18 protein-coding genes are annotated in these 14,923 nt (G+C 51.8%); 17 read left to right on the top strand and 1 reads right to left on the bottom strand.

Translation table 11 applies throughout. The annotated features are described in order from the left end of the window. The first annotated feature begins 96 nt into the window (after positions 1-96). The 6 genes from Q31a_RS19185 to Q31a_RS19160 all read left to right on the top strand — a co-directional run bounded on the left by Q31a_RS19185 (position 97) and on the right by Q31a_RS19160 (position 4,368). Complete coding sequence (locus tag Q31a_RS19185; protein ID WP_197355404.1) at positions 97-495, top strand: hypothetical protein; 399 nt, start codon at positions 97-99, stop codon at positions 493-495. 109 nt (positions 496-604) lie between these two features. Continuing rightward, entirely contained in the window at positions 605-1,330 is a 726-nt protein-coding gene (locus Q31a_RS19180; protein ID WP_145081533.1) for an HNH endonuclease, read from the top strand. 132 nt (positions 1,331-1,462) lie between these two features. Then, complete coding sequence (locus tag Q31a_RS19175) at positions 1,463-1,930, top strand: hypothetical protein (protein ID WP_145081530.1); 468 nt, start codon at positions 1,463-1,465, stop codon at positions 1,928-1,930. A 109-nt stretch (positions 1,931-2,039) separates the two neighbouring features. After that, positions 2,040-2,531, top strand: coding sequence for a hypothetical protein (locus tag Q31a_RS19170; RefSeq protein WP_145081527.1), 492 nt, complete (start codon positions 2,040-2,042; stop codon positions 2,529-2,531). Between the two features lie 147 nt (positions 2,532-2,678). Beyond that, positions 2,679-3,260: an HNH endonuclease gene (locus tag Q31a_RS19165; protein ID WP_197355403.1), complete on the top strand. Its 582-nt coding sequence runs from the start codon at positions 2,679-2,681 to the stop codon at positions 3,258-3,260. A 574-nt stretch (positions 3,261-3,834) separates the two neighbouring features. After that, on the top strand, positions 3,835-4,368 hold the full coding sequence (locus Q31a_RS19160) for a hypothetical protein (RefSeq protein WP_145081521.1): 534 nt from the start codon (positions 3,835-3,837) through the stop codon (positions 4,366-4,368). 668 nt (positions 4,369-5,036) lie between these two features. On the opposite strand, the gene Q31a_RS19155 is transcribed toward Q31a_RS19160, so the two are convergent. Then, positions 5,037-5,264, bottom strand: coding sequence for a hypothetical protein (locus Q31a_RS19155; RefSeq protein ID WP_145081518.1), 228 nt, complete (start codon positions 5,262-5,264; stop codon positions 5,037-5,039). 888 nt (positions 5,265-6,152) lie between these two features. On the opposite strand from Q31a_RS19155, the gene Q31a_RS19150 reads away from it, so the two are divergent. From Q31a_RS19150 to Q31a_RS19100, 11 genes are all read left to right on the top strand, one after another. Next, positions 6,153-6,614 (top strand): hypothetical protein, encoded by a 462-nt coding sequence (locus Q31a_RS19150; protein ID WP_145081515.1) that lies wholly within the window; start codon positions 6,153-6,155, stop codon positions 6,612-6,614. Positions 6,615-6,741: 127 nt separating this feature from the next. After that, positions 6,742-7,026: a hypothetical protein gene (locus Q31a_RS19145; protein WP_145081511.1), complete on the top strand. Its 285-nt coding sequence runs from the start codon at positions 6,742-6,744 to the stop codon at positions 7,024-7,026. A gap of 625 nt (positions 7,027-7,651) precedes the next feature. Beyond that, positions 7,652-8,062 (top strand): hypothetical protein, encoded by a 411-nt coding sequence (locus Q31a_RS19140; RefSeq protein WP_145081508.1) that lies wholly within the window; start codon positions 7,652-7,654, stop codon positions 8,060-8,062. A gap of 134 nt (positions 8,063-8,196) precedes the next feature. After that, the gene (locus Q31a_RS19135) at positions 8,197-8,664 is read left to right on the top strand and encodes a hypothetical protein (RefSeq protein WP_145081505.1); all 468 of its coding nucleotides are present in this window, start codon (positions 8,197-8,199) and stop codon (positions 8,662-8,664) included. A gap of 1,242 nt (positions 8,665-9,906) precedes the next feature. Next, a complete protein-coding gene (locus Q31a_RS19130) occupies positions 9,907-10,212 on the top strand; it encodes a hypothetical protein (protein ID WP_145081502.1) in 306 nt (101 codons plus the stop codon). A 125-nt stretch (positions 10,213-10,337) separates the two neighbouring features. Continuing rightward, complete coding sequence (locus Q31a_RS19125) at positions 10,338-10,826, top strand: SMI1/KNR4 family protein (protein WP_145081499.1); 489 nt, start codon at positions 10,338-10,340, stop codon at positions 10,824-10,826. Between the two features lie 13 nt (positions 10,827-10,839). Continuing rightward, positions 10,840-11,346: a hypothetical protein gene (locus Q31a_RS19120; RefSeq protein WP_145081496.1), complete on the top strand. Its 507-nt coding sequence runs from the start codon at positions 10,840-10,842 to the stop codon at positions 11,344-11,346. A 109-nt stretch (positions 11,347-11,455) separates the two neighbouring features. Next, a complete protein-coding gene (locus Q31a_RS19115) occupies positions 11,456-12,028 on the top strand; it encodes a hypothetical protein (RefSeq protein ID WP_145081493.1) in 573 nt (190 codons plus the stop codon). A 102-nt stretch (positions 12,029-12,130) separates the two neighbouring features. After that, complete coding sequence (locus tag Q31a_RS19110) at positions 12,131-12,622, top strand: hypothetical protein (protein ID WP_145081490.1); 492 nt, start codon at positions 12,131-12,133, stop codon at positions 12,620-12,622. A gap of 1,172 nt (positions 12,623-13,794) precedes the next feature. Beyond that, a complete protein-coding gene (locus tag Q31a_RS19105) occupies positions 13,795-14,448 on the top strand; it encodes a hypothetical protein (RefSeq protein ID WP_145081487.1) in 654 nt (217 codons plus the stop codon). A gap of 21 nt (positions 14,449-14,469) precedes the next feature. Continuing rightward, positions 14,470-14,904, top strand: a complete 435-nt coding sequence (locus Q31a_RS19100; RefSeq protein ID WP_145081485.1) for a hypothetical protein — start codon at positions 14,470-14,472, stop codon at positions 14,902-14,904. Positions 14,905-14,923: the final 19 nt, after the last annotated feature.

The following is a 14,923-nucleotide window of genomic DNA, read 5'->3' as shown; positions in this document are numbered from 1 at the left end:
GGAGTGGCGGTGGCCAGTCGGTTTTGAAATCAACATCAACTTCCGCCACCCCGTGATGCGTGCCGTTCGTCCTTTGAAGATATTCACATGCCCGCAATGACGAAGAACTCTGCAATCGGTCAGTCAGTAATTTGGACTGGTTGCCTGCTTAGCGGTCTCGGACTGTATTTGGATCGTTTGGGATTATTGTTTGCATTGGGCGGTACTCTGTTTTCATTCGGTATGATTCAATCCTACTTCGGAAGTGTTTTTGAGATTCAAACCTCGAAACGGTTGCCGTACCTCTTGCTCGGCGTTCCACTAACGCTTAGCTTGTTCTATTGTGCATTCCTGAGTTTGCGCGAATTTTCAGCTGCGTACGTAATCGTTTCTATTGTGGTTTTCGCCTTAGCACTGCAAACAATCATATCCTTGCTTATGACAAAATTTTGGGACCGTCGAAATAAGCCGAAAAATCTGTCGGCCAGCGGCAGCGCGGCAACTGATCGACGCTAAGAGACGGACGAACCACGCATTGCACGCCAGTTCCGGTGGCCGCTTTACTTTGCACAAAATGTCATGTCCCGGAACGGCGTGAACACCGCCGTTCGGTCCTAGGAGTGTAATGGCAACAACTCACGAAAACTGCAGTGGAGACTCTCGTGAGTTCTGCGACTCGCTGCTCGAGGCATTGCAAACGTCAATGCCCGATGCCTTCAGGGTCACTACCTCAACTTGTGCATTTGCTGTCAAAGGGTCGAATCGCTTTGCACATCTGTATCACAAACAAGATTCGCTTCTTGCTACCGTCTATTTACGCGGGGACGAACCTGAGTGGATTCCGCAACTATCTGATTCCGCGAGGTTTCAACTGCGCGAGAAAATGGGATCGAAGTGGGCTGAAGAATTCCCGACGTTGATTCACATACCCGTCGGTGCCTCGGCGTCCGTACTTGCAGAACGACTATTAACTTATTCGCTCCCCGTCGCTGGCAAGAAATCGCGTTTGAAAACGCCGAGTCCTGCGCTCAATGATGTTATCATCGTCGATGGAAAGATTCGTACCGTCCTTTCCTCGCGTTACGAAAGAAGCAAAATTCTTCGGACTCGATGCTTGGAACATTTTGGCTACCAATGCCAAGGATGCAGAATAAAATTGGCGGACCGATACGGAAGCATTGCCGAATTGTTGATTCACGTTCATCATATCGAGAGATTGGCAGATACTGGACCACGCATCATAGACCCTATAACGGACTTGATTCCTCTATGCCCAAACTGCCATGCCGTTGTTCATTTGAAAAACCCACCGTTCACGCTCAACGGACTTCAAACCATGCTACAACGATAATGGACCGACCAATCGCGTGCACCTAAGTCGCGGGCGGTGCGTTTTGCAAATGGCACGTCTCCTTGCCGCGACTCGGTGAGGTGTGTCGTTCTTTCGCTCAAACCATGTTTTTCCGCATCAGAGACTACACAAATGCTCGCCCGATACTTCACGCTATTCGCCTTGCTGATCGCTATGGGATGCGATACGCCAACAGCTCAAAACCGTACTACCCCAGAAACAACGACGTCGCAGAATGCTCCAACAAAAATGGCTACTGTCGAATTGATTGACGCTCAACTAGCACCATTCAAGAATGCAGCCAACGGCAAGATGGGTCAGGAAGTGCTGACTACATGGAAAAACACTGGTGACATTTCCGTTCGCGTTGTCGACGCCGAGATCACCTCGCTTAACGATGATGGTTCGACTCGAGAAACGTTCAACTACACTCTGTTCGCAGAGTTCGATGATTCGCCCGGCGTGCTACCTGGAGAAACACACGAAACCGAGCCGGGCCGCGGGTTCAAGCTTCCGGGCTTCGAGGGATTTGCAGGCTATTCACCGGCGTCCTCCGTCAAAGTCCGGATCGCAAAGGTAGCCGAAAAATCAGGGATGTAAAAGCGCGAAAGCACAATGGCATGCACCCAAGCCACGGCGGCTGGGCGAAATGCCAATTTAATATCGTTATCCGCGGCTGGGTGATGCCCGTCGTTCGTCGAAGAACCCCATGAACCTAGGTGACATCTACTTCAAGACCTTTCTTGTGCTTCTTGCGGCGCCGGTGATCACAACTTTGGTTCTTCTCGGAGTACTCAGGCCGCGTCTAAAACTGACTTGGGGAAACGTGTGCTTGGTTGCTTTCTTTATCGCTCCATTTGCAGGGATATTGCTCAATGGCGCATTCCATCACCGAGTTTTCGCCGCTTGGCACCAGGCGCAGAATCGATTTGTCCCACGTAGTGGATGCGTAACCTACTCTCCAGATTTTGCACGACTCTATGCAACCTATCGAATGACACTACCGCAATTCAATGCGTGGGCAACGACCCATCCTTGGGGATTAACCCCCGGATCAAGTGACCTGCTAACGCACGATGAAGAAGCTATGGGCTTTGACTCACCAATAGCGGCGTTCGAAACTAGTATGGCTGACAATGGAAAACAGCTTCGAGTATATTTCAAATCTGGTGTGATGTACCTGTCGTACAATTCCATGTAATCCCCAGTACGACGAAATTCTGACGAACCCTGGCGGTGAATCGCAGTCGTGGTACGTCATTCACTTTGCACTTCCAACTCAAGCCCCTCGACGCGTTTACCTTATTCGTTCGCTATCAGCCGAACCGTACTTCTTATGCCAACACCAGTGATCGACACCGTAAGGCAACACATCGCGTGGGCGTATGCAAACCTCGCTCGTGCACATGCTGCGCTCGACGCAGGTGCAATCAAATATGCGCGTACGCATCACATGATCCGCGCGAAGCTCTTCAAGGGGCTCACCTCACGCACGATGCAGATGCGCACGCTTTATGACGATGAAAAAGTGAAGCTCAACTACCCCCAAGCGTGCTGTTATTGTGGAGCAACAACCTCTTTAAGCATCGATCATTTGATTCCGAGGATAAAGGGCGGTGAGGACTACTCCGACAATCTCGTCTGGGCATGCAAATCCTGTAACAGTTCCAAACGGGACCGTGATCTGCTTGAGTGGTGCCTAATCAAAAACGCCTTTCCGTCGGTTCTGCTACTGCGTCGCTACATGAAGCTTGTTGCCCGCTATTGTGAAGCGCATGAGCTGCTTGATATCCGGTTGGAAGATGCCCATAGTCATCGCCTGCCGTTCATGATCGAATTGCTTCCGTATACGTTCCCAGACTTGAGTTCGCTTGTACTGTGGGTGCCTATACAGCAACCAGAATCTCCCGTCTCAGCTGGCGATAGATGACAGCGAACCATCGCATGCAAGAATCGAACTGGAGATGTTTGAATGATTAGCGGGCGTGACCCCTCGCATGAGTAGCTGCTAGTCCCAGGCTCATTATCTAGCCTTGCAACCGAGGTATAGCACTGTGCCGAAGTCGTCGGTTGATGTGTAGCAAAGAAAGGAAGCGAGGATGAAAGGTAGGGGGTAGCTACCCTGCCCTGAACGGTATTGAGCTCCGAGATTTGGTTGCTGTCTGCTCCTGCCCAATGTGTGTGCATACTGGAAGGTAATTGTAAGTTTCGCGTCGCGGGAGCGCCGAGAACCCTTTCTCCAGGCTGGGAGATGCAACTGCATGATTCCTATTACCTATCCGCCTCACGGTGCGTTTCCTTTCTGCTCGACAAAATGCTTGCCAAGCCAACTCTGCCTAGGCTAAGCTGACTGTCATCAGACGCCAGCTCGAACTATCCGTATAGGACCCGTCGAGCGAAGCGTCTCAGCTCGACGGACAATCTATCCCTCCGTGCTCGCTGCGCTCCCAGTTGGGATAGATTGCTATTCGTTCGGCAGCAGTTCGACTTCAACGGAGATACGTATGTTGAGTTCCTGGACCACATGGTTCTTCTTGGCGCTTGTAGCGACAGTAACGCAGGTAGTCTCTGGAGGAAGCGATGAGAAGACACAAGACGGGCCTGTGAAAGGCCGGACCGCTATTCTCGGCACATCGATGTGGGATATCGAAACAAACAAACAGGGAGATGAGAAAAGCTGTGATGTCTGGTGGGAGCAAGTCAATGCTAGGGAACAGTTTCTAGCTCCACGGAATGGGGCAGCACTGTTCGTGCTCGGTAAGATAGAGTTTGACAAGATTACCCGAGAGGATTTGGAGGCGCTGAAGTACTCCGACAAGAAGGTTGCCAACGAATCATTGGTTTGCGGCGCGGTGTTGGCCCTGCGGACTAAAGAAGGGAACTTCGCCAAGTTGAAAGTCGTCAAGTACCGCGAGTTGCATGACTTCTCTTTTCCAGAGGCAAAGCTTCTGAGTGCGGATTGGAAGGCGTTTGCTCTGAAACAGCCAAACCGGAAGACTTATCACCTTGAGGTGGAGTGGGTTCTTTATCGAAAGTAGTCCTGAGTTTCCTGCAATACCGGGGAGGTATGACACCGATGAACCATCGGATGAACCGGAGGGCTCGAACATCCGTTGGGCAGTGGTTGCCGATGCACTCGCCCCCGGTTATCCACAGTCGTTGAACTAAACCGCTTCACTTTCAATTTTCTCGTAACTCTAAGCAGACTTCTTCTGCGTATCTCACGTGTGCTACTTCTCGCCTATTGCTGGTGCGGTGCTTTGCGTTGCGATGGCTCTGCACCGGCTACAGTCGCCTGCGCGCTGTACACGAATCTGACCACATGGCTCAGTCGGCAATTTTTGCACTGGGAAGGGAGTTGGTCGCATCGGACTGCGGTGCTTTGAACAGCCAGAGAGAAGCCCCGAATTTTGCTTGAGCACTGTCTCACTCGCATCCAATAGAACGAAGCAGTGTGGGCTGCACCTTCCTCCGCTACGCAGCAGAGCGATACGATTTCAGATGCCCGCCGAGCTCCTCGACACAAACGAGCTTGTGCTCCGTCAAGTCGATGGTCGCTGGTGTGTCGCTGTCGCGGATACACACCACCAATTTTCACACCTGCCTTCTTCATCGTCGTAGTTCCCAAATCTAGTTCGTGGTTGGCTGCCATCGCCAGGCCGATCGAACCACCGACCGGCGACGCGGATTGGTATCGCGTTTTGGCTTAGTGTTCCGTACCGTCTAGGAAGGCGACAACGCTTGAGAGTCGCTTGTTGACCTCGTTGATCGAACCAACACGCGTCCAGTAAATCGGGTGTTCTTCCACGCCGGGCGCGGGCATGTCAAAGAGCAGCTCGCGAATCCTCTCGACGAGGTCTTGGGCGACGCGGTGCGAGTTCTCGTAGGCAGCCTCCGGTTGCAATCGGTTCTTCTTTCGCCGTTTGTTGGGCATGTGCGTCTCCGTGTGGTGGGGGGATGGAAACTAGTCCGTTCAACACACATGGAGCCATGAGGTTTGAACCGCAGCAAGCCAAGGAGTCCAGCGGGTTTCCGGAAAGCCGCGACGGTGCCCTAGGTTGGCCCGTGTGGTGATGCGTGGGAGCTGGCCAGCGACTGTGCGGAGCAAAGGGGTTGGTAAAGCAGTTGACTAAACGGTGCTTCCAGCGTCGTCCAAGTGATGTAGCTGCTGGTAAGCTGAAAACTGGACACCACCCGCTGGTGGACTACTTTGGGTTTTCAGGACTCCGACTTTCGCATCCAGATGGAATCGCGTTCGAGGATATGGATAATTGAAGACGGCTTGGGGGAAACGCGGACGGTCACTCGCGAAAAGACCAGTGACCGAGTTAAACAACTGCTACTCGGATTCCAACGTATTGCTTCAAATCGATTCGAGGCGGATGCCAACTGGCTACCGAGAGGAACGAAGACTAAACGTGAAGACGTATTACAAGGCGGATGATAGGTCTTTGGGCAATGGAAGCACCATTGTGACCCTCGCGACTGCAATTGCTTCGCGGCAAGCCAATCGGATGAAAACGATGGAGAACGCATCTCGACGCACAGTTGCTCGGTCAGGAAATTTCGATTGGTAGCACGCCACACTCGCCAGACATGGCATGCAATTCCAGGCGGTCCTCCGAGACTGCAACCACGTTTGCTATACTGACTCCGGTGGGGCCGAAACGCCTAGCTCTATCAATCCAGACCCGAGACCAATCCGATGCTCGGCAGTGGGCGATATCCAACCACATTTACAACCAAATCAATCTCGCCGACGCTGTGCTCGGTAGCGTTAGGCGGGCGAGACGGAGCGCCAAGCACAAGGGTCGCATCACTGATGAGCGTTCACAGCGGCAGTCGGCAGATTCTGATTCACGGCATGGTTCTCGTGCTGGTCGGATTGGTGTGGGGCCTTGTCATCCCTGTTACTCCACACGCAAGACTCGCCCTTGGGGCTCACATCCAGTTCGTAACAAACGGCATGCTGTTCATCGTCCTAGCAACTGCGCTGTTGTCGCTGCCGCACAGTGTCGGACTCAAGTCCATCTGGGTGATGGTGGTTGCGGCTTGGTTGACATGGGCCATGGCTATCTCCGAGGCAGCCAATTCTTGGTGGGGAACAACGCAGATGTTGCCTATTGCCGCAAGTCAGGCAGGCGCCGCCGGCGGAGAACCATGGCAAGAACTGGTCGTCAAGCTCACGCATATCGGCGCTGGACTAGGACTGATCATCGCGTGGTTTTTGCTCGTCGTCGGTTTCTGGAAACACGGCGCCAGCAAAGGAACAGCCGATGGGTAAGGCCACCCAGCTAGCGACGTAGCATAATAAACCGTTGCAGAGGGAGCCGCGGACCGCGCGGAATTTGAAATGAACGTCGTTCGCCGCGGCCCGGTGAACGGTGAAGTTTTTTGATTGAAGATCTTGCATGGTACCTGCCCCTGAGCCTGACGTAATTCGAGCCGAGGATGACCCCGTGCGTTGGGATATGCTCTTGAGCCAGATCACGGAGGCTCACATGCACCTGGGGACGTTGATTTCCGAGATCGAAGACAGTTCAGAGATCAACGAGATTGATACGATGATCCAGCTCGGTCACATCTACGCCCACCTGAACCGATTCTGGCACGGTAGGAATATTGCTGGCGGTAATGTTGATGCCCCGTATACTGATGAAAACTCAGCCTTTCCTGACGATGTTACACTTACTTGAAAGGGATGGTGGGTTCGGAAAGGCTCATCAATCCATTTAGTAAATTATAATTGTATGAACCGAAGGTTCTTGTTCACTCGATCGGCGAGCAAGCTCGCTCGATGGCCACTCGGTTATGCCTGGCGTTCCCGGATTCAATGGGATGCTCGCACATTGAGTCTATTTCGGTTGCCCAGTAGTCACCGAGAGGAACGAAGTCTAGATGTGAAGACGTAATGTCAGGCTGACATAACAGCCAGGAAGACTTAACGAAGATCAAACAGTCTTTGGGCAATGGAAGCACGATTGCGAACCGCTCGAATGCACTCGGGTCCCGGAAGTCCATCCGGACGGAAACGATGAGGAATCCACCTCGACGCACAGTTGTTCAGTCAGGAAATTTCGATTGGTAGCACACTAGACTCGCCAAACACATGCATGCAATTCCAGGCGGTCCTGATTGATCGTAAATCACGTTCGCTATAATGACCACGGTCGGACCGAAACTCCTGGCCCTAGCGATCCAGAACCGAGAACAATCCGATGCACGTTCGTGGGCGACATTTAGCCAGATTTACCACCAAATCAATCTCGCCGACGCCATGATCGGTGACGTTACGCTTCCAATCAAAAAAGGAACTGTGACATGAAATACTCTGTTGCTGCGATTGCTCTCGTGTGCTGCTTTGGCTTCTTTGCTGCCGCGTTGGCACAGGACGCCGTCTACTTCAAGACGCAAGGCGAAGTCATGGAGTCCAGTCCGCCGAAATTCATGCTTATCTCCGATGTCGACCTGGAGGCAAAGACTCTCACCGGAATGTCAACAATCGAGCGGCACGACCCGAAGTCCGTTGTTAGCACTTTTCACATAACACTTAAATTTTCAGATATCAAAGTGACCAATGCCATGCGTGTTGCGGTGGACGATGATGACCTCTCTAAGCTCAAAGGAAAACTCGTTGTGCTATACGATGGCAAGGAACCGCTTAGCGGCGCATACATGGGGTTATTCCGCGAGGATACTTTCGTGATTTCCGTTGTGCCTGCAAAGAAATGACCGGCAGAACCAAGCGTTGGACGCAGAGCCGCCGATAGCATCATTCCTGAAGTCAATGTTGATTGGCGGCGACCCGGTCAACGCCAGACGTTATCCGAGATACAACTTTATCAGTCGAAACATGGAGATCTAAAATGACACTGAAACACTGTGCTTATTGCGCTAGCGTTGTGCTGTTGTTCGCTTCGGCGGTTCGTGCTGAGAAGATTGATATGTCGCCGTCACAATTGCAGAGTACGGCAACTGACACTGTCATCGCGGATGTTGTTGCGATCTACGACCGCGAAGAAACTGTCGGCGATTGGCGTTATACAAGGTATGTTGCTGAGATCAGCATCGATGCAGTCGACAAAGGAGAATCGCTTAGGAAGGGGCAGCTAGCCTATGTTCGCTATTGGAATCGAAAATGGATAGGAGCCGGGCAAATTCCACCATCGACTTCGGGGCATCGAGGCTTGCCATCAACTGGCGATACCGTGCGGATCTATCTCTCACGCAATTCATATGATGGTTTCACCAAAGACAATAATGACGGCGGGTACAACGTTATCGGTGCTAACGGATTCGAAATCATGAAAAAAGAATCAAAGGAGCATCGCTAAGTGTGGAGTTGTGCTGTTTAATACCGGCGGATAACCAAGCCGTGAACGTGCGTACTGGAAATGGTTTGAAAGCAAGCGGGTGTGAACCCACCTGAATACCTTGGATTGCTCGTGGCGCAACAGGCCGTTACAAGGAATCGGTAGACAAGTGATAGCTGGGAGCCGGATGCGTTAACTGCGCATGTCCGGTTCTGAGAGGGTGCGGATGAGCAATGAGGGGGCGACGCTCAATCGATCAAGCCCAAGCTTTATGCTAAACTCGAAAGAGAGAGCTCGCTCTACTCACCGGCAGTTCGCGATGCCGCTCAGCTTGTTAAATAGTTCAGCGCGCGAACGCCGTTATCGCCAACATTATCCGACTGAAGTCTTCTGACGACAATTAGCTATGCAACGATCAACTTCTTTCGGTTTAGGATTCACACTGGTCCTGATAGGCCTTGCCGTGTTCTACTGGATTCACTCAATTGACCCCGGTGACAACACTGTCTTCGCGATGCTCGTTGGATGCATTGCGATCGGTCCGGGGGCCACGCTCGTTGGTCGCGCATTTTGGCCGCCTAATGTCAATGATTGACAGCCGCTTGTCTGAACCTCGAAATGGAGATGCTGCATAGTGAATGGAACCGCATCTCAAACGGAAAACTAGACGCCGGATAACCATCGCATGAACGAATCGAACTGGAGATGTTTGAATGACTAGCGGGTGTAACTCCCGCCTGAGTAGCTGTTAGCCACAGGCTCATTCTCTAGGCTTGCAACCGAGGTATAGGGCACCGTGCCGAAGTCGTCGGTTGATGTGTAGCCAAGAAAGGAAGCGAGGATGAAAGGTATGGGGTAGCTAGCCTGCCCTGTTCGGTATTGAGCTCCGAGATTTGGTAACTGTCGGCTCCTGCCCAAGGTGTGTGCATCCTGGAAGGTAATTGCAAGTATCGCGTCGCGGGAGCGCCGAGAATCCTTTCTCTAGTCTGGGAGCTACAACCTCAAGATTTCTTATTATCTATCTGCCTCTCTACGCGACTGCCCGGCAGCTCGGCAAAATGCTTGCCAAGCCAACTCTGCCTAGGCTAAACTGACTGTCATCAGACGCCAGCTCGAACTATCCGCATAGGACCCGTCGAGCGAAGCGTCTCAGCTCAACGGACAATCTATCCCTCCGTGCTCGCTGCATTCCCAGTTGGGATAGATTGCTATTCGTTCTGCATTCTAGAGACACCCAACTACCTGATCGCCACGGTGATTCAAATGAGACGACACGAACTTTGGGCAAACCTCATTCTGCTTTCGCCAATGATCTTCGGTTTGGGAATGCTTCTCGTCGTGATTTGGCCGATCAATTACATCGTCATGGGTGCACTTTATGCAATCGGTCTTGTGGATCTTGTCTACGCAAAACTACCATTGTTTCGCCACGGTGTGCTAACGACGTTCGGGCCGTCCCACATTCCACGGAAGCGGCGGCTAGCATACTTTCGCGGATACACACGCATCGCACTTGGCACGGCTTTCAACCTGCTCGTCGTGCTATACTATTTGGTGGCTACATCGTGACCGTAACAAACTAGCGGGAAACGACTGCAGAACCAAGCGTTGGACAGAAGCCGCCGAGCCAGTCTGACTTACTTAACAATCAACCTCGGCGGCACCGTCGCCGCAGTTCCTGTCAGACTAGGTAGATGATGGACTACGTGAAGCTGATTAGAAAGTTCCACCACGGAAAGATTTCATCCGACTTCGTGCTTTTTATCGCTCCTCCAGCTTCCTTGGACGATATCGAGTCGGTGAGAAAGGAAATGCCCAGCGTCATTCCAAACGAATTCTTTGAACTTTATGCCGCTTGCGACGGCTGTAGTCTTGACGCTGGCGATGATAAGTACTGGTTCTTTGTTCCCATCAAGCAAATTGCTGACTTGACGAAAACAACTGAGAAGTGGTACTTGAAAACACACTCGCAACTCAAAGGCCGATTCCATCCATTTATAGACTGGAGTAACGGCGACGCTATGGGCTACCTCATGTCCGAATCGCAAGAGTTGTTGCCCGGACTCTACTGCTTCGAGCACGAGGAACTGCAATATGACAGCGATCAGGACTATGACGAATTCATTGTGAGATGGAATAGCGATATTCGCGGATTGCTTACAAAAGGGGCTGGCAACGACTAACAGGAACAATGAAATGCACACAAGTCGCCGAACGCGTGCTTTGGAAATGGGAAATCGCTCGCGGCGACTGCGTGATTTCTACCATTATCCGCACGGAAGTACGAAGTACACAATTCGCTCATTATTCCTTGCTGTTTTTGTGGTTGCGATCTGCTGCCCATTCGTAGTGTTGCATTTCAGCCGTCAGGCACTATCGCGCAAGTACATGCAGCAGAACGCGATCGCATACGCCATATGCCGTCACCTATCTGAGCACGACTACGAATGGCCCAAGTCCTGGGCTGAACTAGAACCAAGTTTCGATTTAGAGGTTGGACAGGAGTCACCTTGGACCTACGAGGAACTAAGGTCCACTGTTTCTGTCCGATTCGACATCGATGGGCCTGCTCTTGCCGCACAATGCCGAGGTGCCTCGCAACTCACGCTTGATGCCTTTCGGGCAGACGACCGTATCCCGGATGAGGCGAGCCCAAATCGAGTTATCGTCGACTACATCAAGTCTACAATACAACTGCCCTGATTTGACGGATAACCATGACATCCACGGGAGGACGGCTTGCGCGGTTTTTGAAGTGGGAAGTCGTTCCTCCGTCCCCCGTGATTTCTACCGTTCGCCATGAAAGAATCGCATGTACGAAGACGAATTAAAACAAGCTGAAGAGAAACTATACAAAGCAGCGATTCGGGCAATTAAAGCCTTCTGTAAAGAAGAGCCAACTACGGAGGTCCGCTGTTTTTTTCTCGATTCTGACGACGTTGCATACGGACGTGTGGGCATAAGTATCGACTCTGTTTCAAACAATTCTGATGTTTGTCTGGACTCGTTCAAATCGACAAAGAAGAGTCGCCGCGCGACTTGCAAGGGTAAGCGTGCGTGGGAGTTGGCCAAGCACGGACTTAACTGTCCGTCTTTAGAAATATATAACACTGATTCGGGCGATTTCGATTTCGGCGAATTCGCTGAGGTAGACCTTTCGGAGTGGAGAAAGATCGCGAAGAAAAATGGCGTTGAGAAGAGTGATGAAGATGGAGACGATAGCTACATCGAAGGAAACGCCAGAATTTCGATGTGGCGCACTATAGAGCGATTGGTTAAAGAGCGTGCCTTTGACTCCATGAAGACAAGCTCGCCGTTCTTCGTTGGCTTCAGCTTTCACGACGACGGACCTACTACCGTTGATATTCTTAAATGGCCCAAATAAAGGCGAACCAAGTTTTGCACGGTAGTTCCGGAGGCGGAACAACTTTGCACAACCAGTCAACTCCCGGAACACCGTGAACCCTGCCGTTCGTCGAAGAACCCCATGAACCTAGGTGACATCTACTTCAAGACCTTTCTTGTGCTCCTTGCGGCGCCGGTGATCACAACTTTAGTTCTTCTCGGAGTAGTCAGGCAGCGTCTAAAACTGACTTGGGGAAACGTATGCTTGGTTGCTTTCTTTATCGCTCCATTTGCAGGGATATTGCTCAATGTCGCATTCCATCACCGAGTTTTCGTCGCTTGGCACCAGGCGCAGAATCGATTTGTCCCACGTAGTGGATGCGTAACCTACTCTCCAGATTTTGCACGACTCTATGCAACCTATCGAATGACACTACCGCAATTCAATGCGTGGGCAACGACCCATCCTTGGGGATTAACCCCCGGATCAAGTGGCCTGCTAACGCACGATGAAGAAGCTATGGGCTTTGACTCACCAATAGCGGCGTTCGAAACTAGTATGGCTGACAATGGAAAACAGCTTCGAGTATATTTCAAATCTGGTGTGATGTACCTGTCGTACAATTCCATGTAATCCCCAGTACGACGAAATTCTGACGAGCCATGGCGGTGAATCGCAGTCGTGGTACGTCATTCACTTTGCACTTCCAACCCCAACCCCACGACGCGGATACCTCAACCGTTCTCTGCACATGAGCGCCAGATGCATGCCGACAATTTGATCGCTCGAGCGTCAACGGCCTTTGCTGGCCAGCAGCCGAGGCGTATCAACGAGTGCAACTGCCCGGAATGCCATGATTTCAGCCGCCTTCTCGCTGGGCGCGAACCGGACGATATCCCGAGTGCAGAGCTTGGCGACGGAATCATTCTACTAGGACCTGCTACACTCGCTTACTTCGTGCCAGGAATCGTCCGGTTCTGCTTGTCCAACGATCCGGATGAGGGGGACATTTGCAACACGTTCGTGTTCTCGATTCTCGCGCAGCCAATCTCGAAGCGATCGTCGCCAGAATGCCATCCGAAGCTCGGGGAGTTAACAGTTGCACAGACTTCTGTAATATTGGAAATCCTCCAGCACGTCACCCGGAGTTGGTACAATGATGGTGAAGAGCTCCCACGGGAAATTTCCCGGGCCACTGCAAACTGGTCTTGGTTCCTTGAACGAGCACGCATCTGCGATAGGCCGTAACCATCGCATGCACGAATCGAACTGGAGATGTTTGAATGACTAGCGGGTGCGAACCCCGCATGAGTAGCAGCACGCCATTGGCTCATTCTCTAGGCTTGCAACCGAGGTACAAGGCACAGTGCCGAAATCGTCGGTTGATGTGTAGCAAAGAAAGGAAGCGAGGATGAAAGGTAGGGGGTAGCTACCCTGCCCTGAACGAGATTGAGCTCCGAAATTTGGTTGCTGTCGGCTCCAGCCCAATGTGTGTGAATCCTGGAAGGTAATTGCAAGTATCGCGTCGCGGGAGCGACGCGAACCCGTCTCCAGTCTGGGAGCTACAACCTCAAGATTTCTTATTATCTATCTGCCTCTCTACGCGACTGCCCGGCAGCTCGACAAAATGCTTGCCAAGCCAACTCTGCCTAGGCTAAACTGACTGTCATTAGATGCCAGTTCAATACCATCCGCATAGCACCTGTGGAGCGAAGCGTCTCAGCTCAACGGACAATCTATGCCTCCGTGCTCGCCGTGCTCCCAGTTGGGATAGATTGCTATTCGTTCGCCAACCCGAGTACCGCATGATCTTCGCAAAAGAGAATGGTCGACTCCAACTCCTTGATCGGATGCATCAAATGCTTCCGATCGGACAGGAATTCACGCTCGCCCAAGCTGTCGTCGTATTTGAAGATTCATTTGCGAACGATCGGATCGAAGACATAACCGATGGTTTGATGTTTGTGGGTTGGCCTATCGGCCCTATTGGCAAACGGTACTTTGATATTGCTCTTTGCCGTCAACTTGGATGGGAGAATGAAGTATGGGAGGAACCACCGGGCCAGATCGTTGCACAATTTAAGATACCGTGCGGCCTGCCATCACTGTTCCTATCTCGACAACTGTTTCCAATTGAAGCGTCACAACGAGAGGAAACGACGCGATTCTTCACATCGATCAGAAACACGAGAATGTATCGATGGTACGGCGTTCGCAAACCAATGGAATCCAAGCTGACGCTTTGGGGTGGCGATGAGTTCTTCGATATGGCTTCCACGATACTCCCGATACTTCAAGAAGCAGGACTATTGAATTGCGATGGATGTTGCACCGTTGAACAATCAATCCACGGAGGCGAACAGAGAAATGCACCAAAGTCGCGGTGCATGGTCTTACCCAAATGGAACGTCACCTCCCGCAACTTGGTGAATCCCGACGTTCGCCCAAATGAATGGTGACTGACGCGATGGTGCAGACCAATGCTTGAATTGACACTTGTTCTCGTCGTTGCATTCCCCATTATTTGGCTGATTTCTGAGTTCTACGACAACCGCGGTGCTCGAATCACGCTGGGTGTCTGCGCAATCGCAATGTCTTTCGGCGTTGCTTGGATCGTTGGGTCGCTTGATCGGCTGCAATCCAACATCTACTTCTCGGAAGCGACCAAAGACCTAATTCAAAACACGATCATCGAACTCGAGAACGATAGATCAGATGTCGTACTCGCCGAACTACAGGCACTGCGTGATGACTTTCGGCCGACGTACGAAACACGTGATGACTATGATGTCCTTGTCGACCGATTCATCCACTCAATTTCGGAATCCCCTGTCGAACATTCAGACGGTGCTCCGCGCTGGACGCACGAAATGGTAGACTACATTCCGCTCGACACAGATAGTGGTGGAGAATAAGCTGATGCCACCGAGGCGC

Origin of the sequence: Aureliella helgolandensis (assembly GCF_007752135.1) — a bacterium.
In the GTDB taxonomy this organism is placed as follows: Bacteria; Planctomycetota; Planctomycetia; order Pirellulales; family Pirellulaceae; genus Aureliella; species Aureliella helgolandensis.
Note: the sequence above shows the minus strand (reverse complement) of the source record. Positions and strands in the feature narration are given on the sequence as shown.